Genomic DNA, 26,283 nt, shown 5'->3' with positions numbered 1-26,283 from the left:
GTGTCCACCGCCTCGCAAACCCTTGTCCTGCCTCATGCCCTGCCGCTCGATGGCGGCGGCGAACTGGCGCGTGTCGAGATTGCCTACGAAACCTATGGCGCGCTCGATGCGGACCGATCGAACGCCATTCTGCTGTGTCACGCGCTGACCGGCGACCAGCATGTCGCCTCGCCGCATCCGGTGACCGGCAAGCCCGGCTGGTGGCAGCGCATGGTGGGGCCGGGCAAGCCGATCGATACCGACCGCTTCCACGTCATCTGCGCCAATGTGATCGGCAGCTGCATGGGCTCGACCGGGCCGGCCAGCGACGCGGGCGGCGGCAACCCGCATGCGATGCGCTTCCCGGTCATCACGATCCGCGACATGGTGCGCGCGCATGTCGGCCTGCTCGACACGCTGCGGATTGCGCGGCTGCATGCGGTGGTCGGCGGATCGATGGGCGGGATGCAGGCGCTGAGCCTGGCGGCGAACTGGCCCGAGCGCGCCGAGCGCGTGCTGGTGATTGCCTCGACCAGCCGCCATTCGGCACAGAACATCGGCTTTCATGAACTGGGGCGGCAGGCGATCATGGCCGACCCGCGCTGGCAGGGCGGCGATTACTACGGCGGCGAGGCGCCCGAAAACGGGCTCGCCGTCGCGCGGATGGCGGCGCATATCACATACCTGTCGGAAGAAGCGCTGACCGCAAAGTTCGGGCGCAATCTGCAGGATCGCCCCGATGGGTCGAAAGGCGCCAAGACATTCGGGTTCGACGCCGATTTCCAGGTCGAAAGCTATTTGCGCTACCAAGGCAGCGGGTTCAGCCGCCGCTTCGATGCCAACAGCTACCTCTATATCACCCGAGCGATGGATTATTTCGATCTGGCAGAAGAACATGGCGGGCGGCTGGCAGATGCTTTCGCTGGCACCACGGCACGCTTCTGCCTTGTGAGCTTCGACAGCGACTGGCTCTATCCCACGGCCGAAAGCCGGCACGTGGTCCATGCGCTCAATGCGGCGGGTGCTGCGGTCAGTTTCGTCGAACTGTCGGCCCCGCATGGCCATGACAGCTTCCTCCTCGATGTCCCCGCGCTCGACCGGGTCGTGGAAGGTTTTCTCGGTTGACCCTGCGCGCCGACCTCGCCGTGATCGCCGACCATGTCGCGCCTGGCAGCCGCGTGCTCGATATCGGCTGCGGTGACGGTGCGCTCATGCTAGCGCTGCGCGAAAAGCAATGCGACGTCCGCGGGATCGAAATCGATGGCGCCAGTGTCGAGCGCTGCGTTGCACAGGGCCTGTCGGTCGTACAGGGCGACGCCGATCGCGACCTGCGCGACTATCCCGACAAGGGGTTCGATTACGCGGTGCTCAGCCAGACGCTGCAGACCGCGGTGCGGCCCGACCGCATGCTCGACGAATTGCTGCGGGTGGGCACGCGGGCCTTCGTCAGCTTCCCGAATTTCGCGCACTGGCGCACGCGCGCCGCACTGATGTTCGGTGGGCGCATGCCAGTGACGCGCAGCATCCCGGTAAGCTGGTACGAAACGCAGAACATCCACCACGTCACCATCAGCGATTTCCGCGATCTGGCGCGCGAGAAGGCAGCGACGATCGAACGCGACTGGTATTTCGCCAGCCGTGGCCCGATCGGCCGGAAGGGCGCCAATGCGCGCGCCGAATTTGCCGTGTTCGAACTTTCACGCTGAGATTAGCGCGCGCTCGGACGCGCAGGCGGGGGATGACGGAGATTCGACCGTGCATCCCCCGGTGCGGCGATCACCCGGCGCGGTGCAGGCCGCAGATCTTGTGTCCGTCGAGATCGCGGAAATAGCACAGGTGCATCGCCCCCATCGCGCTTTCGCGCAGGCCCGGCGGGTCTTCGATGCTGGTGCCGCCCGCGGCGATCGCGGCATCGTGCAGTTCCTTCACCTGTTCGGGCGAATCGCATTTAAAGCCGATGGTCATGCCATTGGCGCAGGTCGCGGGTTCGCCGTCGATCGGCTGCGACAGCGCCAGCACATTGCCGCCATGCATGAAGAAGACGCGCTTGATCCCGCTGTCGAGCGTGTTGTCCATCGCCCCTTCGACACCGATCACCTTGAGCACCTTCTCATAGAACGCCTTGGATTTCTCGATATCGTTGGTGCCGATCATGATGTGGTTGAACATCGCATCTCTCTCCTTTGAGTTTCGTTTCGCCACCTTAACCGTGCGCAGTGGCGAGACAAGCGACGATCGGCATCCGGAGTAGCTTGCGGTTCATCCGTGCAGGTCTAGAAGCAGGACATGACCATGCTTCTCGCACCGCTCGCCCTTTCCTTCATGCAGGTCGCCTCGGCCGCACCGGCCGCTCCGTTGCCCGATCTGACGCTCGAACAGTCGGGCGCGCTGCGCTGTTCGGTCGCCTTCGGGCTGGTCCACAAGGCGCAGCGCGCGGGCGAGGACGGGGCAGCCGGCTATCCCGTGATGGCCGAGCGCGGACAGGAATTTTTCGTGCGCACCACTGCACGGCTGATGGACGAACTCGGCGCGGATCGCAGGACGATCATGGGGCTGGTGATGCGCGAACGTGCGGCGCTGGCCGAAACTCCCGAGCAATTGGACGAGGTCATGCCTGCCTGCCTGATGCTGCTCGACGCCGCGGGGCTCTGATCGCTTCGCCGGGGGCATTCCGGCCCCGCTTTCGCCGCGGCCAGAATGCGCGCAATTTTCTGCGTAGAGTACCGCGGCCCAGTGGACGCATGCCCTGGGCTTGTGGCAAGGCAATCAATCCATGTGGCAGCTCTACCAATTCCCCCTGTGCCCATTCAGCCGCAAGCTGCGCCTGCTGATGGGCGAGAAGAACATTGCCTACGAACTGGTGCGCGAACACCCGTGGGAAGGGCGCGACGAATTCTGGCATCTGAACCCGGCCGGACGCACGCCGGTGCTGCACGATGCGGGCCGCGGCGTCAGCCTGTCGGACAGCCAGGCGATCTGCGAATTTCTCGAGGAAACGGTCGAGCGCAACCCGATGATCAACGGTTCCGCGCTGCAACGCGCCGAGATCCGCCGGCTCGTCGCGCTGTTCGACGAGAACCTCTATGCCGATGTTTCAGGGCCCTTGCTGCACGAACGGATGAAGAAGCGGCTCGTGTTGCGCCAGCCGCCCGATTCGCGCGTCCTGCGTGAAGCGATGAAGAACGCGCATGCCCATCTCGACTATATCGACTGGCTGGTGGATACCCGCCAGTGGCTTGCCGGGCCGACGCTCGGCCTCGCCGATCTCGCCTGCGCGGCGCAATTGTCGGTGGCGGATTACCTCGGCGGGATCGACTGGAAGGGCCACGAACAGACGCGGCACTGGTATTCGGTTATGAAGAGCCGCCCCAGCTTCCGGCCGCTGCTCAGCGAGAAGATGGAAGGGCTGCCGCCGCCCCCGCATTACGCGCTGGTCGACGCCTGACCGGCTATTTCTGGCACAGGGGGCAGAACCACGTGCTGCGCCCGCCCTGCACGATCCGCCGCACGGTCCCGCCGTCATCGCGGTGGCAGGCGTCGCCTTCGCGGCCATAGACATGGAAGCGGGTAGCGAAATAACCGAGATTACCGTCGGGCTGCGCAAAATCGCGCAGCGTCGAGCCGCCGTCTTCGATCGAGCGCGTGAGCACATCCTTGATTGCCGGGACAAGCCGCCTGAGCTGCGGCATGGTTACCTTGCCGCCGGCCTTGCGCGGGTGAATGCCCGCCTGCCACAGCGCTTCGCACACATAGATATTGCCCAGGCCCGCCACGATCCGCTGGTCGAGCAGCAGCAGCTTGATCGCCTGCTTGCGGCCGCGCGTCGCCTCGCGCAAGTGCTCGGGGGTCAAATCGGCGCCCAGCGGTTCGGGGCCAAGCGCGGCAAAGGGCGGCCATAGATCGAGTTCGGGGGCGAGCAGCAGGTCGACCGAGCCGAAGCGGCGCGGATCGTTGAGCGCGAAGACATGGCCCTCGGTCTCCAGCACCAGATGATCGTGCTTGTCCGCTGCTTCGGGATCGATCCGCCAGCGCCCGCTCATGCCGAGATGGAACACCATCGCATGGTCACGGTCGGTATGGAGGATGCCGTATTTCGCGCGGCGCGACAGGCCCGAGACGATCGCCCCGGTCAGCGCCTGCACCAGATCGGGCGGGAAGGGGCGCCGCATGTCGGGCCGGTTCACCCGCACGCTGGTGATCCGCTCGCCCTCGAGAAATCTGGCAAGCCCGCGGACGGTGGTTTCGACTTCGGGAAGCTCGGGCATCTGAAAATCTCGTCACCCCGGCGAAAGCTGGGGTTATTGTCGGAGGGCGATCCCAGCTTTCGCTGGGATGACGGGCTAATTCAAGGCCTTTGCCGCGGCCGCAATTCCCCCTAAGGCCCCCGCATGAGCGAAACCGTTTCCTTCGGCTACGAAGATATCGATGCTGCGGAAAAGACCGGCCGCGTGGGCGAGGTTTTTTCCAATGTCGCCGCCAAATACGACGTGATGAACGACGCGATGAGCGTGGGCATGCACCGCTTGTGGAAGGACCGCTTCGTCAAATGCGTCAAACCGCAGGCGGGCGAAGCCATTCTCGACATGGCGGGCGGCACCGGCGACATCGCTTTCCGCATGGCCGAAAAAGGCGCGAGCATCACTGTCTCGGACATCAACCAGGACATGCTCGATGTCGGGATCGAGCGCGCGATGGAGCGCGGGATCGACGGGCTGGTATGGTCGCGCCAGAATGCCGAGGAACTGAGCTTTTCGAGCCGTATCTTCGATGCCTACACGATTGCGTTCGGGATCAGGAATGTCACGCATATCGACCGGGCGCTGAAGGAAGCGCATCGCGTGCTGAAATATGGCGGGCGCTTCTTCTGCCTCGAATTCAGCACTGTCGAATGGCCCGGCTTCAAGGAAGCCTACGACCTCTATTCGCACAAGCTGGTGCCGCAGATCGGCAAGGCGATTGCCAATGACGAGGACAGCTATCGCTATCTCGTCGAATCGATCCGCCGCTTCCCCGACATGCCCGGCTTCGAACGCATGATCCGCGAGGCGGGTTTCGAAAACACCCGCGTCGAACCGATCCTCGGCGGGCTCGTCGCGATCCATTCGGGATGGAAGGTCTAGGGGTGGCACGGCCCTCGACGCATATCTGGCGCCTGCTCAAATGGGGGCGCACGCTGGCGCGCCACGGAGCGCTGCGGGGGATCGAAAGCGATCCCAACACGCCCGCACCGATCAAGCGGCTGGCACGCATTGCGCGTTTCGGCACCCGGCAACCCGACACCCCCGACTACGCCGGAGCGTTCCGTGACATCGGCCCCGCCGCGATCAAGCTGGGCCAGACACTCGCCACCCGCCCCGATCTGGTCGGAGAAGAGGCAGCCCGCAATCTGCTCATGCTGCAGGACAACCTGCCGCCGGTGGATTTCGCCGAGATCCGGGCCAGCATCGAAGCCAGTTTCGAGCAACCGATCGAGGCGCTGTGGGCCGAATTCGACCCGGCGCCGATCGGCGCGGCGTCGATCGCGCAGGTCCACCGCGCGGTTACCACCGAAGGCCGGCAGGTCGCGGTCAAGGTGCTGCGTCCCGGCGTGCGCGAACAGTTCGCCCGCGACATCAGTACCTATGAGTGGGCAGCGGCGCATCTCGAGAGCTTCGGCGGCGAGGCCGCGCGGTTGCGGCCCCGTCTGATCATCGCCAATTTCAAGCGCTGGACCAATCGCGAGCTCGACTTGCGGCGCGAGGCGGCAAGTGCCTCCGAACTGGCCCAGCACATGGTCGGCACGGCCGGCTATGAAATCCCCGGGATCGACTGGGACCGGACCAACGGCCGCGTGATGACGGTCGACTGGATCGACGGAATCAAGATCAGCAACACCGAGGCGATCCGCGCAGCAGGGCACGACACGGCGGAACTGGCCAGCCGGCTGGTGCTCGCTTTCCTCAAGCAGGCGATCGCGGCGGGCTTTTTCCACGCCGACATGCACCAGGGCAACCTGTTCGTGAAAGCCGACGGCACGATCGCGGCGATCGACTTCGGCATCATGGGGCGGATCGATCGCCGCGCGCGTATGTGGCTGGCGGAAATCCTCTACGGGCTGACGACGGGCAATTACAAACGCGTCGCCGAAATCCATTTCGAAGCGCAATACGTGCCCAGCTATCACGATGTCGACGAGTTCGCGACAGCGCTGCGGGCGGTGGGCGAACCGATGCGTGGCAAACCGGTCAGCGAGCTGTCGGTCGGACAGATGCTCGATGGGCTGTTCGCGATTACCCGCGATTTCGACATGCAGACGCAGCCGCACCTGCTGCTGCTGCAGAAAACCATGGTGATGGTCGAAGGCATCGCAACGCAGCTCGATCCCGCAATCAACATGTGGGATGTCAGTGCGCCCTACGTGCGCAGCTGGATCCGCGATGAACTCGGTCCCGAGGCCGCGCTCGCCGATCGCATCCGCGAAGACACCGGAACGCTGCTGCGGATTCCCGAACTTGTCCGCCGTATAGAGGAACGCTTTCCCCCCAAGGGTGGCGCCCCCGAAGCGCCGCCGCTGCCCAAGGTCGAATTGATGTGGGAAAGGCGCCGCCGCAAGGCGCGCGGTCGCGGTATGCTGGGCTATGCCTTCGCGGCAGTGGCAGGGGGCTCGCCGCATGGGCAGCGACAATGCAGGGGTGGATCGTCTGACCGGCACCGGCGCGGGTGATGCGCCGCGCTGGGACCGTTTCGCTCGCTGGGCTCGCTGGCCGGCTCGGGCGCTCCTCGCTCTGGTCGCGGCACTGCTGCTGCTTGCTGCGCTGACGCCGCTCGACCGCGGACACACCGTACCGCCGGTGGCGCGCGATACGCATACCGCCCTCATCCAGCCCACGCGTGACGACGATCTGGCCTTCTATGATCGCGTGATCGAGCGGATCGCAGGCGGCGAATCCTATTACGACTTCATTGTCGAAGAGCAGCGCGCACGCGATTATCCGGTTCGCCCGGGGATTACTGTCCGTCTGCCAACACTTGCTTATCTCCATGCCATACTCGGCGAGTCGTGGATGGCCGTACTGGCGGCGGCCTTGCTTGCTGCCACTCTTGCTGCCTGGTGGCACCGCTTGGGGGATGAGCCGGGTGGTGAGCGTCACCGGCTCGTCGCCATCGCGCTGCTGGCGGCAAGCGCAACGCTCGGTCTCAACCGATGGTTTTTCGTCTTGCACGAATTATGGGCGGGGATGCTGATCGCGCTCGCGTTCGGCCTGCATCGGCCGGGCCGTTGGGGCTGGGCACTGGCGGTGACCGCGTTGGCGCTCGCCATTCGCGAACATGTCCTGCCCTTTGTGCTGCTGCTCGCAGCGATGGCGGCATGGCGGCGCGACTGGACGGAGGCAGCCGCCTGGGCCGGGCTCGTCCTCCTGTTTCTCGTGGGAATAGGCGCGCATCTGGCGCTGCTGTCGCCGCAGATACTGGCGAGCGATCCGCAAGGCCCGGGCTGGCTGGCCCTGCGCGGACTTGCTGGATGGCTCGGCAACGTGGTTCTGAGCTCGAACCTCCGGTTCCTACCGCATGGTATCGCCGGGCCGATCGTACTCCTGGCATTGCTGGGCTGGGCAGGGTGGAAATCCGCGGCAGGCACCACCGGCACCCTGCTTTATCTCGGGTACGGGATTGCCTTCATGCTCGCCGGACGCACCAACAATTTCTACTGGGGCGCGGTGGTCGCGCCAGCCATTTTTGTCGGTCTTGCCTTTCTTCCGATGGCAGGGGCGTCCCTGCTTCGAGCGGCGCGGGGGCGCTGATGAGACTTCCCGCGCACCCGCTCGCTGTGCTGTCCCGGAAGATGGCAGTGTTGTTGGCTGTCATCACCCTGCTTGCCTGCGTGTGGAACGGGTTTGCGCTCGAGATGCGGGATGCGGCTCATACGGGCGACATCGCGGAGCGTCTCGAACGCGGCGAGCGTCTCGATATGGATCTCTACCGTGCAATTAACGGCCGGGTTGCCGCAGGCGAAAGCTATTACACCGCCGCGGCGACTGAGCACCGCGTTTTTGGCATGCCGACCGCACCATTCGTGACGATGCGCACGCCCGTCCTGGCATGGACCACCGCCCTGTGGGGCGCGGATGGCTGGCGGATCATCGCTGTCCTGTTATGGGCAGCCAATATCCTCGCCTGGTACGGTGCATTGCGTAGAAGCGGCCGTTCGACCGCATTGGCAGCAGCAGCTCTGGCTGCAGCGTTTGGCATGGTCGGCTTTATCCCCGACATTGCCTTCAGCCACGAACTGCTTGCCGGGATGATGCTGTCGCTCGCGCTTGCGCTGTCGGCGGGCCCCGGCTGGCTTGCAGGTTTGCTCATGGCGACCTGTGCGATCGCGCTGCGCGAACTCGCACTGCCGTTTCTGGGGGCCTGGGGTGTGGTTGCCTGCCTTGCGGGCGAGCGAGGCAAGGCGCTGGCAATTGCGGGTGCGCTGCTTGCTTTGCTGGTCGGCTTCACCGTGCACGCTGCGATGGTGGGTGCGGTTCGCGCGCCGGGCGATCTCGTCTCGATAGGATGGAGCGGCCTGTTGGGACCCGCGCTGCCGCTATACGGCATTCATGTGACCACCTTACTGCAGACATTGCCGAGCTGGCTTGCAGGGACGCTCGGAGTGCTTGCCTTGCTCGGCTGGCTCGGGGCGGGTGGCCGGCTGGGCATGTTCGCGGCGCTGTGGTTCGCAAGCTTCATCACTGCCGTAGCGCTGTTCGCGCGGCAGGATAACTTCTACTGGATGGGGCTGTTCGTCCCTGCTTACGGCGTTGGTCTCGCGCTGGTTCCCCGCGCTCTGGTCGACCTTGCAGGCGCGGTTAGGCAGTCGCGGGTTGCCCGGAGCCCCACGCGCGTATCGCAATGATGATCACGATGCAGTGGAACCCTTCCACCGCCATCGGCACCATCCACCCATCATAGGGCCCCTGCGCCACGACATTGATGAAGCGTCCGATGAAGGCGATGCCGAACAGGCCGAGCGCCGGCAGCAACACCTCGCCCCGTCGTTTCCATGCGCCCCACCCCAGCGACAGCGCGGTGACATAGAAGAAGGCGGTCATGTCGCCCCGCAATGTCGATTCGCCGTGGGTCGACGCGATCGTCAGGCCGAAGTCGCTCGCCGCGCTGGCGGGATCGACGAGGAAGCTGGTACCCAGCACCAGGTCGAGTATCGCAAGGGCCAACAAAATCGCGCTCAGAATCACATGCATCGAAACCTCCCCGTTTCCTTTTCTTTCACCATACAAGGTTAGGGAGTATCGCGTAAAACGCCAGTGCTACACGCTGGCAATACCAAACGGGGGGCGCTAGCAAGCGCGGCGATGACACACTGGCTATGCATTTGCCGATCCGTACCGGCGCGTCCGGAGCCACCGCTGCAAGGCGCAGTCCCGGCGTGAGCGGCCCGAAGATTCTCCTCGTCATTGGCGGCGGCATAGCGGCCTATAAGTCGTGCGAACTCGTGCGCCTGATCCGCAAGGCCGGCGGCGAAGTGACCTGCGTGCTGACGAAGGGCGGCCAGCAATTCGTCACGCCCATGGCGCTTGCCGCGCTGAGCGAGAACAAGGTCTATACCTCGCTGTTCGATCTCAAGGACGAGGTCGAGATGGGGCATATCCAGCTGAGCCGCGAAGCCGACTTGGTGGTGGTGTGTCCGGCAACCGCCGACCTCTTGGCCAAAATGGCCGCCGGGATCGCCGACGACCTTGCCACTACGCTGATCCTGGCGACCGACAAGCCGGTGCTGACCGTGCCGGCCATGAACGTGCGCATGTGGGAGCATTCGGCGACCCAGCGCAACGCCGACTGGTTGCGCCAGGCGGGTGTCGCAGTGATGGATCCCGACGAGGGCGCGATGGCCTGCGGCGAATTTGGCGCCGGGCGGATGCCCGAACCGCCGTCCATCCTCGCGCGGATAGCGCAGGAGCTCGATCTCGACCTCGATTTGCCCGAACTCGGCGCTCCGGTGCCTGCGCAGCTTGCCGCCCCCGCGCAAAGCGTGCCGCTCGGCGAGACGCTCGAACCTTCGGAGCCCATGTTCGAGGATGACGGGGAGGAAGAAGACGATACCCCCAGCGGCGGCGGGCTGGGCGGCTTGCTGTCGATGATTATTCCGCGGACGACGGAAGCCCGCACCCACGAGGAAATCGAGGCCGAACTGGAAGAGCTGCCCGAAGCGGGCGATGAAGCCGGCTTCGAGGGCGCGGAACTACCCGAACCGTCCGAACCCGATCCCGCCGCAGGACCGATCCTGGCGACCAAGGGCAAGGCTTCGGCAGCCCCGCCGACCGATCCCGGGGCGTTGGCTTACGGCGACGATGGCCACGCGATGCCGCAGGCCATGGCCGGCGCCTTCCAGACACAGGCCGCAGCCTTCGACGCTTCGCCGCTGGCGGGACAGGCGGCGTTCGATCCCGATCCCGAACACCGGCCGCTCTATGGCAAGCATGTGCTCATCACCGCGGGGCCGACGCGCGAACCGATCGATCCGGTGCGCTATATTGCCAACCGGTCAAGCGGGAAGCAGGGCTTTGCCATCGCCGCGATGGCCGCAGCGGCGGGGGCCCGCGTTACTCTGATCGCCGGACCTGTGCACCTGCCCACCCCGGTCGGTGTCGACCGTATCGACGTCGAGACCGCCGAAGACATGGCCGAGGAAGTGCGCCGCGCATTGCCGGCGGATATCGCCTTCATGGTCGCCGCGGTTGCGGACTGGAAGAGCCGGCATGTCGCGGGCGAGAAGATGAAGAAACGCGGCTCGGCGCCGCCCGCGCTGATCCTCGCGGAAAACCCCGATATTCTTGCCAGCACGGCGGCGGGTCGCAAGCGCCCGACCTTGCTGATCGGCTTCGCCGCCGAAACCGAGAACGTGGTCGAAAACGCCAAGTCCAAGCGCAAGCGAAAAGGCGCCGACTGGATCGTGGCCAACAATGTCGCAGGCGATATCGGCGAAAGCGTGATGGGGGGCGACCTCAACCAGGTCCATATCGTCACCGCGCGCGGGGTCGAGAGCCTGCCCGAGATGGCCAAGGAAGACGTAGCGCGCGAACTGGTGCTGCGTGCCGCGGAAGCGCTGGTGCCGGGGGATGACGCCGATGACTGATCCGGTGGGCGTGCAGGTCAAGCGGCTGCCGCATGGCGGAGGACTGGCGCTACCCGTCTATGCCACCGATGGCGCGGCGGGGATGGACGTGCTTGCCGCCGAAGACCTGACGCTGGCCCCGGGACAGCGGCATGCTGTGGCTACCGGTCTCGCGGTCGCAATTCCGCAGGGTTTCGAAATCCAGGTCCGCCCGCGATCGGGGCTCGCGCTCAAGCACGGGATAACCGTGCCCAATACGCCGGGAACGATCGACAGCGATTACCGCGGCGAGATCAAGGTCATCATGATCAACCACGGGACGGAAGATTTCGCGATCGCCCGGGGTGACCGGATCGCACAGCTGGTGCTGGCCCCGGTCACGCAGGCCGCGTGGCACGAAGTGGGCCAGCTCGATGCGACCGTTCGCGGTGAAGGCGGCTTCGGCTCGACAGGCGGCCACGCGAAACTGGGCTGAGCGCCGGTAGGAAAAAGGCGGCCCGCTCGCGGACCGCCCTTCGCTTGGCTGAATTTTCGCCCGCGCGGATCAGTCGATCTTGCGCACGGTGGTTTTTTCGGGCGCGATCGAGATACGCAGCGTTTCGCCCGAATTGCCGGGGAAATCGGTAAACATCGCTTCGACGAGGTTGGGCACCAGATACTGCAGCCGGTTCGAGGTCGAAATCGCCTGCGCCTGGCCTTCGAACAAGCGTTCGCCCGTCGCGGCGCGGTCGATCTTCATGTCGATCTCGCTGGTGTAGACGGTGTAGCTGCGGACTTCCTGCCCGCCGAACCACGGGTCGTAATAGCCATAGCCCCAGCGGCTGCCGACATAGCGCGGGCGGTAATAGCCGGTCCGCGCACGGTAGCCGTACCACGGCGAATAGAAAGGGTCGCTGAAGCCGGTCGACCGCACGCGTTCGCGGCCCTTGTCGACCTCGTAGTCGAAACGGACGAGCAGCGAAGCGTCTTCGGGCGATGCCGCCTGGGCATAGCCGAGGCTCGACATCTGCGCTTCGACGAGATCGGCATATTGCGCGAACTCTAGCCCGCCGGCGAGCGCCGGGTCATCGGCCACGACGAAATAGGTTTCCCCCTGCGGGGCGGGTAACTGCGTCTGGAAACGCGAGACATCCGCCTTGAACGGGGTGGCACAGGCGGCGAGGCCTGCAAGGATGACGGGAACGGAGGCGAGCTTGAGTTTGCGCCCCCAACCCTGGTACAGGTTGGTCATGCTCAGTCCTTTGTACTGTTGGCGTTTCTTACACGGAAACGCGATCGTGCGCAGCCCACCGCTTGCCCGAGGCACACTGCCATTAGCTGCGCATGGCTATGGACGAATGGCGATTAACCCGGATTGAATGTCCGGATTCACATTTGATGCGATGACCGCGCGCTTAACGCACCAGCCCCAGCGCCGAATATGTCGCGTCGAGCGTGGGGCGCGCCAGTTCGCGGGCCTCGCTGGCGCCGCGCGCCAGTATCGCATCGAGCGCCTCGCGGTCGTCGAGCAGCTCGTTGAACCGGGTGGAGATCGGTCGCAGCGTTTCGACCAGCAGTTCGCCCAGCGCGGGCTTGAACTTGCCGAAGCCCTCGCCGCCGTATTCGCCCAGCACGGCCTCGACCGTGGTGTCGGCAACCGCAGCATAGATCGTGACGAGGTTCAGCGCTTCCGCTCGGCCGACCAGCCCGCCTGCCTCGCTCGGCAGCGGTTCGGGATCGGTCTTGGCCTTTTTGACCTTCTTCATCACCGTATCGGCATCGTCGGCCAGTTCGATCCGGCTCATCTCGGACGGGTCGGACTTGCTCATCTTCTTGGACCCGTCGCGCAGGCTCATGATCCGGGCGGCCTGCGGCGGTGTGATCGCTTCGGGCAGGGTGAAGACCGGCGTATCCTCACCAGCGAAATCGTTGTTAAACTTCTGCGCGATGTCGCGTGCCAGTTCGAGATGCTGTTTCTGGTCTTCGCCGACGGGAACATGCGTTGTCTGGTAGAGCAGTACATCGGCGGCCTGCAGCACCGGATAGGCGAACAGCGCGACCGATTGGCCTTCGCGGTTCTTGCCCGCCTTGTCCTTCCACTGCGTCATGCGGTTGAGCCAGCCCATTCGTGCGGTTCCATTGAGCAGCCACTGCATTTCCGCATGCGCGGGGACCTGCGCCTGGTTGAACAGGATGCTCCGGTGCGGATCGATCCCGCAGGCGACCACGGCCGCGGCCATTTCCAGCGTGCCGCGGTGCAGTTCGGCCGGATCGTGCGGCATCGAAATGGCATGCAGGTCGGCGAGGAAGAACAGGCATTGCTCGCCGTCCTGCATATCGTCCTGCATGCGCACCCAGTTGCGGATCGCCCCGAGGTAATTGCCGAGGTGGAGATGGCCGGTGGGCTGGATGCCGGAAACTACCCGCATGTCAGGACGCATGAATTCTCTCAATCAGGTTCGGGCCGGCCAGGATCGGCCCGTCGGGTTCAGGTCTGGCGGCGCAGCAGCCGGGCGATCGTCGCCCGGTCGAGCACCCCGAGGAGGATCGCCGCGATGCCGTAGACCGCAGTGCCCGTCAATGTCACCGCGGCGATCCCGCCCGCACGCTGGAGTATCGTGCCGTCGAACCACGGGTCCAGCGGACCCATCAGCGCCCATAGCGCCAGCGCCATCGCCAGCGCGGCGATGAAGATCCGCACGATCCGCCCCGCGATGCGTGACGGCAGGCGGAAATACCCGCGCCTGACCAGGATCGCGTAAAGCAGCATGACATTGCACCACGCGCCGATCGACCCGGCCACGGCCAGCGCCAGCACGCCCAGGCGCGGGACCAACAGGATATTCAGCCCCACCGTGACCACCAGCGACGCCGCGGCGGTGAACACCGGGGTGCGCGTGTCTTTCCGGGCAAAGAAATTGGGCGTCAGCACCTTGATCAGCACATAGGCGGGCAGGCCGATCACCAGCCCGCTGACCACCGTGCCGGTAATCAGGGCATCTTCGACGCTGAACGCGCCGCCAGCGAAGAACACGCGGGTGAAGGCGCTGCCCGATACGAACAATGCCGCAGCCGCGGGCACGGTCAGCAGCATCGCCAGCTCGATCGCGTTCGATTGCAGCCGCTGCGCCTCGTCGTTCTCCTCGCGCGAGAGGTAGCGCGAAAGGGCGGGGAGGATGGCGGTGCCCAGCGCGATCCCGATGATCCCCAGCGGCAACTGGTTCCAGCGGTCAGCCATTGCGAGATAGGTGTAGCTGCCGACCTCCAGCGTGGAGAGGAAGAACAGGTCGACGAAGCGGCTGATCTGGTAGATGCCCGCACCGAACACCGCAGGGACGATCAGCACGCCCAGTTCCTTTACCCCGGGCGAGACCCGCGGCAGCAGCAGGCGGATCCGAAAGCCCGCGCGGTGCATCCAGAACGCCAGCCACACCAGTTGCAGCAGGCCCGAGGCGCTGAGCGCGACCGATTGCCAGAACGCACTTTCGCGGCGCGCCATCACCCCTTCGCCCAGCGATGCGCCGTATAGCAGCGCTGCGATCAGGCAGAGGTTGAGCAGCACCGGTGCCGCCGCCGCGGCAGCGAAGCGCGACAGCGAGTTGAGCACGGCGGCGACCAGCGTCGCAAGGCTCATGAACAGGAGGTAGGGGAAGGTAATCCGTGCCATCATCACCGCGATCGGCAAGGCTTCGGGATCGCTTTCGAGGCCGTCGGGTGCGAAATAGGCGACCACCCACGGCATCGCCACCATCGCCAGCCCGCCAAATACGATCAGGATCGGAAGCAGCAGCGACAATACGCTTTCGGCGAAGCGCTGGGCCTCGCTCTGCCCTTCGACCATCCGCCGGTTGAAAAGCGGCACGAAGGCGCTGGCAAAGGCGCCTTCGGCGAACAGGCGGCGGAAGATGTTGGGCAGCATGAAGGCCAGCTGCCACGCGTCGCCCATCGGCGTTGCGCCGAGCACACGCGCCACCAGGATGTCGCGCACGAAGCCGAAGACGCGGCTGACCGCGGTCAGCCCGCCGATGGTCCCGACGTTCTTGAGCAGGCTCACCTGTCAGAGCCTCCCGGGCGAATCAGCGGCTCAGGCTTCGCCGGCGGGCGGGGTCGCCGCGGCGCCCTGCTGCTGTTCCTGCGCGCGCGCAGCCAGCTGCTGCTGGTAGAGCGCGCCGAAATCCATCGGATCGAGCATCAGCGGTGGGAAGCCCGCATCGCGGCTGGCATCGGCAATGACGCGGCGCGCGAAGGGGAACAGAATTCGCGGGGCTTCGGCGAACAGGAAAGCGTGCGCCTGCTCGTCGGGCAGATTGCGCATGCCCATCAGCCCGCAATAGTCCAGATCGATCAGATAGAGCGTGCCCTGGCTGGTCTTGGCGCTGCAGGTAACCTTCAGCGTCACTTCGTGAACGTCTTCGGCGATCTTGTCGGCGGCGATGTTGACCTGCACGTCGAGCTGCGGCTGCTCGTTCCACTGGTAGCATTGCGGCGCGCTGGGGTTCTCGACCGAAAGGTCCTTGATATATTGCGAGATCACGCCCGCGCTGGGCTGGTTGTCGGCCCCGTTGGCGCCCGCTGCGGGATTGTTCAGGTCGGTGAGAACGTCGCCTTCGTCGGCCATGTGCATTCGCTTTCCATTTATCCGATAATGCCGCCCGCGCGCGCCATTTCCGGGCGCAGCGGGCCTTCGGTGCGCGCGCCTAGCACTGTCGGACGAGTCTAGCAATCCGCGACCCGGCCCGGCGGTACGCGGCGCGGCGCCGGGGCCGCAGGACCATTGTCGGTTTGTATTTCCTTCCTATCTAGGGCAGGACAGATGTTGGACTGCCGGAGGCGCGTTGCCTTCGCGAATGAAGTTGGGAAGCAGGTTAATCACGTGATCACCGAGATCGTCATCCTCGCCATGATCGCCGCCTTTCTGGGGTTGCGGCTCTATTCGGTGCTCGGCCGTCGGTCGGAGCATGAAGAAGAGGTGGTGCCGCATCGGTTCGAGCGCGCGGATACGCCTGCGCAGGCCGAGAATGCACCGCGTCCCGCCCGCCAGCCGGTGGTGCTGCGCGGGGGCGACAATGCGGCTCCGGCCAGCGAGGCAGGCGTGCGCGCCATCGCCGCGGCCTCGCCGGGCTTCGACCTGCTGGGTTTCCTCGAAGGTGCCAAGGGCGCTTACGCGATGATTCTGGAGGCCTTCTGGAAAGGCGACAAGGATACGCTGCGCGAACTGACCGATGGCGACGTCTACGAAAGCTTTGCGCAGGCCATCGACGCGCGCGAAGAAGCGGGCGAAACGCTCGACAACCGGCTGATCAGGATCGAGGACGCGACCGTGTGTTCGGCCGATCTCGATGGCCGCATCGCCCGCATTGCCGTGCTCTTCGTGGCCGATATCGCCGCAGTGACCCGTAGCGCGGAAGGCAATGTCGTGGCCGGTTCGCTCGACGACGCGATCGAAAGCCGCGACGTCTGGACCTTCCGCCGCAATGTCGATGCCGCCGATCCCAACTGGGTTCTCGACGAAACCGACGAAGGCTGACGCGCCGCTCGATCCGGGGGAGGGATGATGCGCTACCTGCTGGTAATCGCGGTCACGCTGGCGCTGTCTGCCTGCGTCCGCGTCGTGCCCGACATGCGCCCGCAAACACCGGTCGCCATGCCGCCCGGCACCGTCTCCAGCGCCGCCTTCGCACCCGTTTCTCGCGGCCTTAAGGTAACCGAACTGGGCATCGGCGCCGATGATGCGGGTACCGCGCTCGTCTCGTTTCTCGAATCCTGTCCCGCTATCCTGCGCCGCGAGGACCAGAGCGGTCTGACCTTTGCCGATGACTGGCGCCCCGCCTGCGAGGCCGCCGCCACCTGGCCGGTCTCGGACGCGCGCCGGTTCTTCGCCAGCTATTTCGAAACCGCCCGCGTGGGCGATGGGGCAGCCTTCGCCACCGGCTATTACGAGCCCGAGATCCGCGGCAGCCGGACGCGCGCGCCGGGATATGACGTGCCCGTCTATGCCATGCCTCCCGAACTGGTGCGCGCATGGCCCGACGATATGCCTGCAAGCGAGCGGAGCGGGCGCCCGCCGCTGGGCCGGTATGACGCCAGCGGGCGCTTCGTCCAGTTCCACGATCGCACTGCGATCGAACTCGGCGCGCTCGAAGGGCGCGGGCTCGAGATCGCCTGGGCTGCCGATCCGGTCGAGCTGTTCTTCCTGCAGATCCAGGGTTCGGGTCTGCTGCGCCTGCCCGACGGCTCGCTGATGCGGATCGGCTATGCCGGGCAGAACGGCCGCGAATATGTCGGCATCGGCCGCGTGATGCGCGAACGCGGACTGATCGGCGAAGGCACCGATTACGCCACTTCGATGCAGGGCATCATGGCGTTCATCCGCGACAATCCCGCGCAGGGGCGCGATATCATGCGCCTCAACAAGAGCTGGATTTTCTTCCGCGAACTGAACAGTGACGGCCCGCTCGGGTCGCTCGGGGTGCCCGTCCGGCGCGAAGCATCGGTGGCGGTCGATCCCAATTTCGTCCCCTATGGCGCGCCGGTCTTTCTCGACATGGAACGCGACGAGGCCGACGGGCTCTGGATCGCGCAGGACACAGGCGGGGCGATCAAGGGCACCAATCGCTTCGACACCTTCTGGGGCAATGGCGGCGATGCCCGCGAAATCGCCGGCAGCATGAGCGCCAGCGGATCGGCTCTCGTCCTGCTGCCGGTGGGTACGCTCGACCGTCTCGAAACGCGGCGGTGAGCTCCCCGCGCGGACTGTCCGACGAAGAAGCCGCTGCGTGGGAAAAGCTCGCCGCGACAGTCGAACCCCTGCATCCGCTGCGCCCCGTCCAGCCGCAACCCGCGCATGAGGCCAAGGCGCCGGCCCCGCCGAAAAAGCAGGCGAAGAAACAGGTGTCCCCCGCAAGGCCCCGCCCGGTCCCCGCGCCCCCGCCGCCGAACATCGCAGCGCCCGATCGCGGGCTCGATTCGCATTGGGACCGGCGGCTCAAGGGCGGTCAGTTGCAGCCCGAAGTGACGATCGACCTGCACGGCCACACGCTCGACGGTGCCTATGACCGTTTGATGAGCGGCGTAGCGCAGGCCCGCGCCATCGGCGCGCGCAGCATATTGCTGGTGACCGGCAAGCCGCGCCCGGTGGCAGCGGCCGACCGCGGCACACAGCGCGGTGCCATTCGCGCCAAGGTGCTCGACTGGCTGGCCGCCTCGAGCCACCATCCGGCGATTGCCGCCGTACGCCGCGCGCATCAGCGCCACGGCGGCGACGGCGCGCTCTACATCGTGCTCAAGCGCGAACGCTAGCGGTGGTCATCTTCGACTGCGACGGGGTTTTGGTAGACAGCGAAGTACTGCTGACCGACGTGCACGTGACCCAGTTGCGGAAGCTGGGGCTGGACATCTCGCATGCCGAACTGACCGAACGCTTTCTCGGGGTAACCGACCGCGCGATGCATGCCGCGCTCGAGGCAGACCTCGGCGCACCGTTTCCCGATGACTACGACCGCGAAGTCAAGGCCGAGCTTCGCAGGCGCAGCGCGCGCGAGTTGCGCGCAGTACCCGGTGCTGCCGCGGCACTGCGCCGTTTACACGGACCATGCTGTGTCGCATCGAGCAGTGCGCAGGCCGAGCTCGAGTTCAAGCTGGATGCCACCGGCCTCGCGCCATACTTTGCCGGCAATGTCTTCAGCGCAGATGTTGTCGCCGCAGGCAAGCCGGCGCCCGATATCTTCCTTTACGCCGCCCGCGCGATGCGCGTCGACCCGGCGGAATGTCTGGTGATCGAAGACAGCGTGAACGGGGTCAAGGCAGCCGTCGCCGCGGGCATGGACGTGATCGGCTTTACGGGCGCCAGCCATCTGATGCCCGCCTATGGCGATCGTTTGCTGGCCGCAGGTGCGCACGCGGCAGTCGGCGATTTCGGCAGCTTGCCCCGGCTGGTGCCGGAACGGTTCGTCCAGCTCGACTAGGCACAGCCGCCGCGCTCCAAAACGCGAAATGCCGGGCGCCTCCTGTAAGACGCCCGGCATAAAGCACGGTTCATTCGCGCCGATTCACATCGCGCCTAGTCCTGCTTGACGCTCTCGCGGTCCCAGAAGCGCAGCTTGCCGCAGGTCTCGATGAAGCTCGCCGCGGCGTCCTTGCCCGACGATACATCGAAGAAGCCGTCGTCTCGGCCGCTCCACACGCCTGCATTTTCGAACAGCGGCTGGACCGCGGGGACATAGGCCACGAACTTGGCATGCGCGAAGGCGTCGTTGACGAAGTCGATGCTCGGCTTGTCCTCGGCGTAGCGCTTGCCGCTGTCCTCGCCCATTACCACCGCGACTGCGTCATAAACCACCGAGGGACCGCCATCGATCTTCTCGTCGGCTTCCATCATTTTGCCATCGGACAGCTTGGCGCCCGCGACATGCGGGGCAATGATTTCCGCCATCGCGCCGGCATCCTTGGCCGCCTGCTGCAGCGCCTTCACGACATCCGCATCGGCGCCTTCGGCAATGTAGATACCCAGCTTGCGGCCCTTGAAGCTGTCGGGGCCGTTCTTGAGGATCGACAGCGCGGGGCTTTCGGGCAGGTCGGTGATCGGCTTGCGCGCGAAGGGCACCTTGTCGGGCAGTTCGGTCAGGCCGATGCCGTCGGCGACGTCCTGCGCCAGTCCTTCGTCGATATGCCGCAGATGGCCGACCATGCGCTTGCGGATATCCATCCGCTGCACTTTCGACAGCTCGAAGGTCAGCGCATTGCCCATGTGGGTCTGCTCGACCGGGGTCTGCGAGATGTAGAACTGCCGCGCCTGGCTGTAGTGATCGGCAAAGGTCGGGCTGCGCTCGCGCACCTTGGCGCCGCTGATCTCGGCCGGATAGGACTGGAAGCCGCGTTCGGCCGACGCGCGCGGACCGGGATCCACGTCTGCGCCGTCGCCGCTGCCCCAGCTGTTGGGTTCGTAATTCACGCGGCCCTTGGGATTGTGCATCGCCATGTGCCCGTCCTGCTGGAAATGCCGCACCGGGCATTTGGGCGCATTGATCGGCAGGTGCGTGAAGTTGGGCCCGCCGAGCCGCTTGAGCTGCGTGTCGAGATAGCTGAAATTGCGGCCCTGCAGCAGCGGATCGTCCGAATGGTCGATGCCGGGCACGATGTTCTGCGTGCAGAAGGCGACTTGCTCGGTCTCGGCGAAGAAATTGTCGACATTGGCGTCGAGCGTCAGCGTGCCGATGATCTCGACCGGCACCTGTTCTTCCGGAATGATCTTGGTCGCGTCGAGCACGTCGAATTCGAACTTTTCGGCGAATTCCTCGTCGAACACCTGGATGCCGAGGTCCCACTGCGGATAGTCGCCCGCGTCGATCGCGTCCCACATGTCGCGGCGATGGAAATCGGGGTCCATCCCGTTGACCTTGAGCGCCTCGTTCCAGACCACCGACTGCAGCCCGAGCGAGGGCTTCCAGTGGAACTTGACGAAATGCGCCTTGCCCTCGGCATTGACCAGCCGGAAGGTGTGCACGCCGAAGCCTTCCATGAAGCGGAAGCTACGCGGGATCGTGCGGTCGGACATGATCCACATGACCATGTTCATCGCTTCGGGGCTGAGCGAGATGAAGTCCCAGAAATTGTCATGCGCTGTCTGCGCCTGCGGGAAGCCGCGATCGGGCGCGGGCTTGGCGGCGTGGATCAGATCGGGGAACTTGATCGCGTCCTGGATGAAGAACACCGGGATATTGTTGCCGACGAGGTCCCAATTGCCCTCGCTGGTGTAGAACTTGGTGGCAAAGCCGCGCACGTCGCGCGCGAGGTCGGGTGAACCCTTGTTGCCCGCCACGGTGGAGAAGCGCGTGAAGGTCGGCACCTTGACGCCTTCCTGGTTGAAGATCGCCGCGCGCGAATATTGCGGGATCGCCTTCTTGAGCTCGAAATGGCCGTGCACGCCGTAGCCACGCGCATGGACCACGCGCTCGGGAATCCGTTCGTGGTCGAAGTGGAAGATCTTCTCGCGCGCGATCTGGTCTTCGAGCAGCTGCGGCCCGCGCGGACCCGCGCTCAGCCAGTTCTGGTCGTCGGCGACCGGGTGACCCTGCGCGGTGGTCATCACGTGGTCGTCATCCTGCGGCTTCTGGTGGTTGGCGCCGCCTTCCGACAGTTCGAATTCATTGGCCATGTCTGCTTGCTCCATCTGGTTTCCCGGCCGCCATAAAACGGCCACCCATTGGCCTACGGACCCTGGCGCGCTTCGTTCCGCAATTCGGTGCAAAAGCGACGCAATCAAACAAACATCAGCCGCGCATGAAAAAACCCCCGGCGCATGCGCCGGGGTTCTCGGTGGACGACCAAGGGTCGCCGGTTAATCAGTCGTGGTATTTGGCATAGCCGATATCGAACCGGTCGGCGTCCATCACCTTGGTCCATGCGCTGACGAAATCGTCGACGAACTTCTGTTCGTGGCCGTTTTCGGCATAGACCTCGGCAACTGCACGCAGCTGCGAATTCGAACCGAAGACGAGGTCGGTGCGCGTGGCATGCCATTTGACATCGCCCTTCAGGCGGCACTTGCCGACGAACTCCTCGTCGCCGCTCTCGTCGATGACTTCCCATACCGTGCCCATTTCGAGCAAATTGACGAAGAAGTCGTTCGACAGCACGCCCGGACGGTCGGTGAGAACACCGATGCTGTTGCCGTGCTGGGTGTGCTTGGACACGGCGCCCAGCGCACGCATCCCGCCCAGCAGCACGGTCATTTCGGGCGTCGAAAGGCCGAGCAGATGCGCCTTGTCGACCAGCATATCCTCGGTCTTCACCGAAGCCTTGGTCTTGAGGTAGTTGCGGAAGCCGTCGGCAAACGGTTCCAGCGGCTCCCAGCTTTCGGCATCGAACTGGTCTTCGCGCGCATCGCCGCGGCCGGTGGTGACATCGACGCTGACTTCGAAGCCGCCGTCCTTGGCCGCCTTTTCGATCGCTGCCGCGCCGCCCAGCACGATGGCATCGGCCATCGAAATATCGCCGCGCAGCTCGTCGAGCTTGGCCAACACCTTGCCCAGTTCATCCGGATCGTTGACCGCCCAGTTGCGCAGCGCATCGAAGCGGATATGCGCGCCATTGGCACCGCCGCGGTGGTCCGAATTGCGGTAGGTCGAGGCCGAGGCCCAGGCGGCCTTGACCAGTTCGCTGACCGACAGTCCGCTATCGAGGACCGCTTTCTTGAAGTCGGCTACCGCGCTGTCCGACGGCGTGGTGCCGGCGGGGATCGGATCCTGCCAGATCAGGTCTTCGGCGGGGACTTCCGAACCGAGGTACCGGACCTTGGGACCCATGTCGCGGTGCGTAAGCTTGAACCAGGCGCGGGCGAATGCATCGTCGAGCGCGGCCTGGTCGTTGAGGAAACGCTCCGAAATCTTGCGATATTCGGGGTCGCGCTTCAACGCCATGTCGGCCGTGGTCATGATCGTCGGAACCTTCTTGTCCGGGTCCCGGGCATCGGGTGCCATGTCTTCCGGATCGGGATCGATCGGCGTCCACTGGTTCGCGCCTGCAGGGCTCTGGGTGAGCTCGTAATCATATTTGAACAGCAGGCGGAAATAGTCATTGCCCCACTGCGTCGGATTGGGCGTCCACGCGCCCTCGATCCCGCTGGTGGTGATATGACCCTTGCCGATTTCCTCGGGATCGGTCAGCCAGCCGAAGCCCATGCGGTGCAGGCCTTCGCCTTCGGGACCGGTGCCGAACGTGTCCGACGGGGCCGCGCCGTGGCACTTGCCGAAGGCGTGACCGCCTGCGGTCAGCGCGACGGTTTCCTCGTCGTTCATCGCCATGCGGGCGAAGGTTTCGCGCATGTCGCGCGCCATGCCTTCGGCATCGTGCGGGTTGCCGCCGGGGCCTTCGGGATTGACGTAGATCAGGCCCATCTGGATCGCGGCGAGCGGATTTTCGAGCGCCTTGCCTTCATCGGGGATGATGCGCGTTTCGACGCCCTGGTCGACCCACTGCTCTTCCGAACCCCAATAGACCATCTCGGGTTCGAACACGTCCTTGCGGCCGCCCCCGAAGCCGAACACCGGACCGCCCATCGATTCGATCGCGACATTGCCGGTGAGGACGAAGAGGTCGGCCCAGCTGATGTGCTTGCCGTATTTCTGCTTGATCGGCCACAGAAGGCGCCGTGCCTTGTCGAGATTGCCGTTGTCGGGCCAGCTGTTCAGGGGAGCGAAGCGCTGCTGCCCGCTCGAAGCCCCGCCGCGGCCGTCGCCGGTGCGATAGGTGCCCGCAGCGTGCCACGCCATGCGGATGAAGAACGGGCCGTAATGCCCGTAATCGGCCGGCCACCATTCCTGGCTATCGGTCATCAGCGCCTTCAGGTCCTCCTTCAGCGCCGCGTAATCGAGCGCGTTGAAGGCTTCGCAATAATCGAAGTCCTCGCCCATCGGGTCGGGATTGCGGCCCTCGGTCTGGAGGATGTCGATCTGCAGCTGGTCGGGCCACCAGTCGCGATTGGTCCGCCCGAGCAGGTCACGCGTGCCGCCATTGCCATGGAAGGGGCAGCCGCTCATTTCACCGGTCTTGGCATCCATTGTCCGTTTCTCCGCTTATTATGACTCGAAATATGTCTCGGAGTAAGGGATGGGCCTTTCCCGGTAATTCGTCCAATCGATTAATTGCGTCTCTCGGATTGGATTTGCCGATGATGCGGCAGGCCGTGCAGCACATGCGAAAAGCGCCGCCATCCGGTGAGGATGACGGCGCCTTGCAAGTGACGGAGTACTCCGATCAGGCGGCCTGTGCCACTTCCTGTGCAGGCTCGTTGCGGATGAGGTAGTCGAAGGCGGACAGACCAGCTTTCGATCCTTCGCCCATTGCCACCACGATCTGCTTGTACGGCACATCGGTGACATCGCCGGCGGCGAACACGCCGGGCAGGTTGGTGCGACCTTCCTCGTCGGTGGCGATCTCGCCGTGCTTGGTCAGCGTGAGCCCGCTGTCCTCGAGCCATTCGGTGTTGGGCACCAGGCCGATCTGAACGAACACGCCTTCGAGCTCGATCGTGCGCTCATCGCCGCTGGCGCGGTCCTTCACGCGCAGGCCGTTGACCTTGCCGTTGGCGCCGGTGATCTCGGTCGTCTGGCCATTGGTGACGATCTCGACATTGGGCAGCGAGCGGAGCTTGGCCTGCAGCACTTCGTCGGCACGCAGCTTGGTATCGAATTCGATCAGTGTGACGTGGCCGACGGTCTTGGCCAGGTCGATCGCCGCTTCGACGCCCGAATTGCCGCCGCCGATGACCGCAATGCGCTTGCCCTTGAACAGCGGCCCGTCGCAATGCGGGCAATAGGCCACGCCCTTGTTGCGGTATTCGGCTTCGCCGGGGACGCCCATGTTGCGCCAGCGGGCCCCGGTGGCGAGGATCAGGCTGCGGGCCTTGAGGCTGGCGCCGTTGCCCAGTTCGATCGTGTGCAGGCCGCCCTTTTCGCTAGCCGGAACCAGTTTGACCGCCTGCGCCAGATCCATCAGGTCGATATCGTAGTCGCCGACATGCCGCTTGAGTTCGCCGGCCAGCTTGGGCCCTTCGGTATAGGGCGTGCCGGGCAGGTTCTCGATTCCCAGCGTGTCATGCAGCTGCCCGCCGAAGCGTTCGGCTGCGACGCCGGTGCGAAAGCCCTTGCGCGCAGTGTAGATCGCGGTCGCCGCACCGGCCGGACCGCCGCCCACCACCAGCACTTCGAACGGGTCCTTCGCGGCAAGCTTCTCGGCCGCTTTCGCTTCGCTGCCGGTATCGATCTTGGCGAGAATCTCGGCCAGCTCCATCTTGCCGTTATAGAAGGGCTCGCCATTCAGGAAGGTTGCGGGCACCGCCATGATGTCGCGGCTGTCGACCTCGTCCTGGAAGGTGCCGCCTTCGATCAACGTGGCGGTGACGCGCGGATTTTCGAGCGCCATCAGCGTCAGCGCCTGCACCACGTCGGGGCAGTTATGACACGACAGCGAGAAATACATCTCGAAATTGAAGTCGTCCTCGAGCCCGCGGACCTGTTCGAGCAGGTCGGCATCGACCTTGGGCGGATGGCCGCCGGCCCACAGCAGCGCGAGCACCAGCGAGGTGAACTCATGCCCCATCGGCAGTCCGGCAAAGCGGACCCACTTTTCCGCATCGCTGGCGCGGCGGATCACGAAGCTGGGCTTGCGGCTGTCGGTGCCGTCGAAGCTGGCGCTGACGAGGTCGTGCAGCGCGGCGATCTCTTCGAGCAGTTCGCGCGTCTGCGCGCTCTTGTCGTCATCCCCGAGCGAGGCGACGAGCTCGACCGGCTCGCGCAGATTGGCGAGATAGGTCTTCAGTTGCTGGGTCATCGTTGCGTCGAGCATGGGCGGACTCCGGGTTTCGAGAGGAAACGGTGCAGAAAATCGAGGGGGTGAAAAGGCCCGGGGCGGGGGAGGGGGAGGGTGCCCCGGGCCTTCCAGCGACCCGAGTCAGGCTCGGGCTTTTGTACGGGCGCCGTTACGGCGCCCGAACTTTCCAGCGGATGAACGCTTAGATCTTGCCGACGAGGTCGAGCGAGGGAGCCAGCGTGTCGCTGCCTTCTTCCCAGGCTGCCGGGCAGACCTGGCCGGGGTTGGCGCGGACGTACTGTGCCGCCTTGATCTTGCGCGCGAGTTCGTTGGCGTTGCGGCCGACGCCTTCGCAGGTCTGTTCCATGATCTGGATCACGCCATCGGGATCGACCACGAAGGTGGCACGATCGGCCAGGCCGACGCCTTCGCGCAGCACGTCGAAGTTGCGCGCGAGAACGTGGTTCTGGTCACCCAGGAACGGGAACTGCAGCTTGCCGATCTTTTCCGAAGTGTCGTGCCATGCCTTGTGGCTGAAGTGGGTGTCGGTCGACACGCCGTAGACTTCGACGTCCATCTTCTGGAGCATGGCATACTGTTCGCCGAGGTCTTCGAGCTCGGTCGGGCAGACGAAGGTGAAATCGGCCGGATAGAAGAAGAATACGGCCCACTTGCCCTTCACGTCTTCGTCAGTGACGTCGAAGAAGTCCTTGCCGGCCTGGAAGGCGGTGGCGGTGAACGGTTTGATCTGGCTTCCGATGATACCCATGGTGGTGGTTCTCCGTGTGTTCGGGTTGAAACGGTTCGGGTGGTAACTCGTCACTCCCAGATAGGCGCTGTTGCGATGCACAAAAGCGATATGATGCGATTGCCCGTATCGGAATAATCGATCAATCCGATGGAACTTTCGTAAAGCGCAACGACTC

25 protein-coding genes are annotated in these 26,283 nt (G+C 65.0%); 14 read left to right on the top strand and 11 right to left on the bottom strand.

Annotation, left to right across the window (positions count from 1 at the left end):
- Together WKH79_RS09210 and metW are read left to right on the top strand one after the other, a co-directional pair.
- Positions 1–1,104, top strand: a complete 1,104-nt coding sequence (locus WKH79_RS09210; RefSeq protein WP_341858693.1) for a homoserine O-acetyltransferase — start codon at positions 1–3, stop codon at positions 1,102–1,104.
- On the top strand, positions 1,101–1,685 hold the full coding sequence (gene metW / locus WKH79_RS09205) for a methionine biosynthesis protein MetW (protein WP_341858692.1): 585 nt from the start codon (positions 1,101–1,103) through the stop codon (positions 1,683–1,685). The genes WKH79_RS09210 and metW overlap by 4 nt, the downstream gene beginning before the upstream one ends.
- Before the next feature lie 70 nt (positions 1,686–1,755).
- On the opposite strand, the gene WKH79_RS09200 is transcribed toward metW, so the two are convergent.
- Positions 1,756–2,148 carry a VOC family protein gene (locus WKH79_RS09200; protein WP_050599481.1) on the bottom strand — a complete coding sequence of 131 codons (393 nt, stop codon included), beginning with the start codon at positions 2,146–2,148 and terminating at the stop codon, positions 1,756–1,758.
- Between the two features lie 117 nt (positions 2,149–2,265).
- Here WKH79_RS09200 and WKH79_RS09195 point away from each other — a divergent pair, with 117 nt between their 5' ends.
- Positions 2,266–2,631, top strand: coding sequence for a hypothetical protein (locus tag WKH79_RS09195; protein WP_341858691.1), 366 nt, complete (start codon positions 2,266–2,268; stop codon positions 2,629–2,631).
- Positions 2,632–2,752: 121 nt separating this feature from the next.
- Positions 2,753–3,424 carry a glutathione S-transferase family protein gene (locus WKH79_RS09190; RefSeq protein ID WP_063507133.1) on the top strand — a complete coding sequence of 224 codons (672 nt, stop codon included), beginning with the start codon at positions 2,753–2,755 and terminating at the stop codon, positions 3,422–3,424.
- Positions 3,425–3,428: 4 nt separating this feature from the next.
- Here WKH79_RS09190 and mutM read toward each other — a convergent pair whose 3' ends face one another.
- On the bottom strand, positions 3,429–4,244 hold the full coding sequence (gene mutM / locus WKH79_RS09185; RefSeq protein WP_341858690.1) for a bifunctional DNA-formamidopyrimidine glycosylase/DNA-(apurinic or apyrimidinic site) lyase: 816 nt from the start codon (positions 4,242–4,244) through the stop codon (positions 3,429–3,431).
- Between the two features lie 123 nt (positions 4,245–4,367).
- Between mutM and WKH79_RS09180 the strand changes: the two genes are divergently transcribed.
- From WKH79_RS09180 to WKH79_RS09165, 4 genes are read left to right on the top strand one after another with little or no spacing between them, the layout of a single operon-like run.
- Positions 4,368–5,099 (top strand): class I SAM-dependent methyltransferase, encoded by a 732-nt coding sequence (locus WKH79_RS09180; RefSeq protein ID WP_063511915.1) that lies wholly within the window; start codon positions 4,368–4,370, stop codon positions 5,097–5,099.
- Positions 5,100–5,101: 2 nt separating this feature from the next.
- A complete protein-coding gene (gene ubiB, locus WKH79_RS09175; protein WP_341858689.1) occupies positions 5,102–6,682 on the top strand; it encodes a 2-polyprenylphenol 6-hydroxylase in 1,581 nt (526 codons plus the stop codon).
- Positions 6,630–7,760: a hypothetical protein gene (locus WKH79_RS09170; RefSeq protein ID WP_341858688.1), complete on the top strand. Its 1,131-nt coding sequence runs from the start codon at positions 6,630–6,632 to the stop codon at positions 7,758–7,760. Before ubiB ends, WKH79_RS09170 begins: the two co-directional genes overlap by 53 nt.
- A gap of 53 nt (positions 7,761–7,813) precedes the next feature.
- On the top strand, positions 7,814–8,854 hold the full coding sequence (locus WKH79_RS09165) for a hypothetical protein (RefSeq protein ID WP_341858687.1): 1,041 nt from the start codon (positions 7,814–7,816) through the stop codon (positions 8,852–8,854).
- Here the strand turns inward: WKH79_RS09165 and WKH79_RS09160 are convergent.
- Positions 8,808–9,200 (bottom strand): hypothetical protein, encoded by a 393-nt coding sequence (locus WKH79_RS09160; RefSeq protein WP_341858686.1) that lies wholly within the window; start codon positions 9,198–9,200, stop codon positions 8,808–8,810. The genes WKH79_RS09165 and WKH79_RS09160 overlap by 47 nt on opposite strands.
- Positions 9,201–9,385: 185 nt before the next feature.
- Here WKH79_RS09160 and WKH79_RS09155 point away from each other — a divergent pair, with 185 nt between their 5' ends.
- The gene (locus WKH79_RS09155) at positions 9,386–11,092 is read left to right on the top strand and encodes a phosphopantothenoylcysteine decarboxylase (RefSeq protein WP_341858685.1); all 1,707 of its coding nucleotides are present in this window, start codon (positions 9,386–9,388) and stop codon (positions 11,090–11,092) included.
- Complete coding sequence (dut, locus tag WKH79_RS09150) at positions 11,085–11,546, top strand: dUTP diphosphatase (RefSeq protein WP_341860109.1); 462 nt, start codon at positions 11,085–11,087, stop codon at positions 11,544–11,546. Before WKH79_RS09155 ends, dut begins: the two co-directional genes overlap by 8 nt.
- Before the next feature lie 69 nt (positions 11,547–11,615).
- On the opposite strand, the gene WKH79_RS09145 is transcribed toward dut, so the two are convergent.
- The 4 genes from WKH79_RS09145 to secB all read right to left on the bottom strand — a co-directional run bounded on the left by WKH79_RS09145 (position 11,616) and on the right by secB (position 15,668).
- A complete protein-coding gene (locus WKH79_RS09145; protein WP_341858684.1) occupies positions 11,616–12,302 on the bottom strand; it encodes a DUF4136 domain-containing protein in 687 nt (228 codons plus the stop codon).
- Between the two features lie 163 nt (positions 12,303–12,465).
- The gene (gene trpS / locus WKH79_RS09140; RefSeq protein ID WP_341860108.1) at positions 12,466–13,479 is read right to left on the bottom strand and encodes a tryptophan--tRNA ligase; all 1,014 of its coding nucleotides are present in this window, start codon (positions 13,477–13,479) and stop codon (positions 12,466–12,468) included.
- A gap of 59 nt (positions 13,480–13,538) precedes the next feature.
- Entirely contained in the window at positions 13,539–15,104 is a 1,566-nt protein-coding gene (murJ, locus tag WKH79_RS09135; protein ID WP_050599472.1) for a murein biosynthesis integral membrane protein MurJ, read from the bottom strand.
- 30 nt (positions 15,105–15,134) lie between these two features.
- Positions 15,135–15,668 carry a protein-export chaperone SecB gene (secB, locus tag WKH79_RS09130; protein ID WP_050599471.1) on the bottom strand — a complete coding sequence of 178 codons (534 nt, stop codon included), beginning with the start codon at positions 15,666–15,668 and terminating at the stop codon, positions 15,135–15,137.
- Positions 15,669–15,923: 255 nt separating this feature from the next.
- Between secB and WKH79_RS09125 the strand changes: the two genes are divergently transcribed.
- Genes WKH79_RS09125 through WKH79_RS09110 form a run of 4 tightly spaced genes read left to right on the top strand, consistent with a single transcriptional unit; the run spans position 15,924 to position 19,014 of the window.
- Positions 15,924–16,577 (top strand): Tim44/TimA family putative adaptor protein, encoded by a 654-nt coding sequence (locus WKH79_RS09125; protein ID WP_341858683.1) that lies wholly within the window; start codon positions 15,924–15,926, stop codon positions 16,575–16,577.
- A gap of 24 nt (positions 16,578–16,601) precedes the next feature.
- Positions 16,602–17,789 carry a murein transglycosylase A gene (locus WKH79_RS09120; RefSeq protein ID WP_063506854.1) on the top strand — a complete coding sequence of 396 codons (1,188 nt, stop codon included), beginning with the start codon at positions 16,602–16,604 and terminating at the stop codon, positions 17,787–17,789.
- Entirely contained in the window at positions 17,786–18,349 is a 564-nt protein-coding gene (locus WKH79_RS09115) for a Smr/MutS family protein (protein WP_341858682.1), read from the top strand. Before WKH79_RS09120 ends, WKH79_RS09115 begins: the two co-directional genes overlap by 4 nt.
- 2 nt (positions 18,350–18,351) lie before the next feature.
- Positions 18,352–19,014 carry an HAD family phosphatase gene (locus WKH79_RS09110; protein WP_341858681.1) on the top strand — a complete coding sequence of 221 codons (663 nt, stop codon included), beginning with the start codon at positions 18,352–18,354 and terminating at the stop codon, positions 19,012–19,014.
- A 95-nt stretch (positions 19,015–19,109) separates the two neighbouring features.
- On the opposite strand, the gene WKH79_RS09105 is transcribed toward WKH79_RS09110, so the two are convergent.
- From WKH79_RS09105 to ahpC, 4 genes are all read right to left on the bottom strand, one after another.
- The gene (locus WKH79_RS09105) at positions 19,110–21,203 is read right to left on the bottom strand and encodes a catalase (RefSeq protein ID WP_341858680.1); all 2,094 of its coding nucleotides are present in this window, start codon (positions 21,201–21,203) and stop codon (positions 19,110–19,112) included.
- A 187-nt stretch (positions 21,204–21,390) separates the two neighbouring features.
- Positions 21,391–23,607, bottom strand: coding sequence for a catalase/peroxidase HPI (katG, locus tag WKH79_RS09100; protein WP_341858679.1), 2,217 nt, complete (start codon positions 23,605–23,607; stop codon positions 21,391–21,393).
- 196 nt (positions 23,608–23,803) lie between these two features.
- Positions 23,804–25,393: an alkyl hydroperoxide reductase subunit F gene (gene ahpF, locus WKH79_RS09095; protein ID WP_341858678.1), complete on the bottom strand. Its 1,590-nt coding sequence runs from the start codon at positions 25,391–25,393 to the stop codon at positions 23,804–23,806.
- 166 nt (positions 25,394–25,559) lie between these two features.
- A complete protein-coding gene (ahpC, locus tag WKH79_RS09090) occupies positions 25,560–26,126 on the bottom strand; it encodes an alkyl hydroperoxide reductase subunit C (RefSeq protein WP_050599515.1) in 567 nt (188 codons plus the stop codon).
- Positions 26,127–26,283 lie beyond the last annotated feature (157 nt).

Source organism: Qipengyuania sp. GPGPB31 (assembly GCF_038396345.1).
Classification (GTDB): Bacteria; Pseudomonadota; Alphaproteobacteria; order Sphingomonadales; family Sphingomonadaceae; genus Qipengyuania; species Qipengyuania citrea.
This window is presented reverse-complemented; position numbering and strand designations above follow the sequence as displayed.

Excerpts from the sequence above, each read along its gene's own strand:
- WKH79_RS09180 (WP_063511915.1), top strand. The coding sequence starts at position 4,368 with ATGAGCGAAACCGTTTCCTTCGGCTACGAAGATATCGATGCTGCGGAA.
- ahpC (WP_050599515.1), bottom strand. The coding sequence starts at position 26,126 with ATGGGTATCATCGGAAGCCAGATCAAACCGTTCACCGCCACCGCCTTC.
- WKH79_RS09170 (WP_341858688.1), top strand. The coding sequence starts at position 6,630 with ATGGGCAGCGACAATGCAGGGGTGGATCGTCTGACCGGCACCGGCGCG.
- mutM (WP_341858690.1), bottom strand. The coding sequence starts at position 4,244 with ATGCCCGAGCTTCCCGAAGTCGAAACCACCGTCCGCGGGCTTGCCAGA.
- secB (WP_050599471.1), bottom strand. The coding sequence starts at position 15,668 with ATGGCCGACGAAGGCGACGTTCTCACCGACCTGAACAATCCCGCAGCG.
- WKH79_RS09200 (WP_050599481.1), bottom strand. The coding sequence starts at position 2,148 with ATGTTCAACCACATCATGATCGGCACCAACGATATCGAGAAATCCAAG.
- WKH79_RS09145 (WP_341858684.1), bottom strand. The coding sequence starts at position 12,302 with ATGACCAACCTGTACCAGGGTTGGGGGCGCAAACTCAAGCTCGCCTCC.
- WKH79_RS09160 (WP_341858686.1), bottom strand. The coding sequence starts at position 9,200 with ATGCATGTGATTCTGAGCGCGATTTTGTTGGCCCTTGCGATACTCGAC.
- WKH79_RS09190 (WP_063507133.1), top strand. The coding sequence starts at position 2,753 with ATGTGGCAGCTCTACCAATTCCCCCTGTGCCCATTCAGCCGCAAGCTG.
- trpS (WP_341860108.1), bottom strand. The coding sequence starts at position 13,479 with ATGCGGGTAGTTTCCGGCATCCAGCCCACCGGCCATCTCCACCTCGGC.
- WKH79_RS09105 (WP_341858680.1), bottom strand. The coding sequence starts at position 21,203 with ATGGCCAATGAATTCGAACTGTCGGAAGGCGGCGCCAACCACCAGAAG.
- katG (WP_341858679.1), bottom strand. The coding sequence starts at position 23,607 with ATGGATGCCAAGACCGGTGAAATGAGCGGCTGCCCCTTCCATGGCAAT.
- WKH79_RS09120 (WP_063506854.1), top strand. The coding sequence starts at position 16,602 with ATGATGCGCTACCTGCTGGTAATCGCGGTCACGCTGGCGCTGTCTGCC.
- dut (WP_341860109.1), top strand. The coding sequence starts at position 11,085 with ATGACTGATCCGGTGGGCGTGCAGGTCAAGCGGCTGCCGCATGGCGGA.
- ahpF (WP_341858678.1), bottom strand. The coding sequence starts at position 25,393 with ATGCTCGACGCAACGATGACCCAGCAACTGAAGACCTATCTCGCCAAT.
- WKH79_RS09195 (WP_341858691.1), top strand. The coding sequence starts at position 2,266 with ATGACCATGCTTCTCGCACCGCTCGCCCTTTCCTTCATGCAGGTCGCC.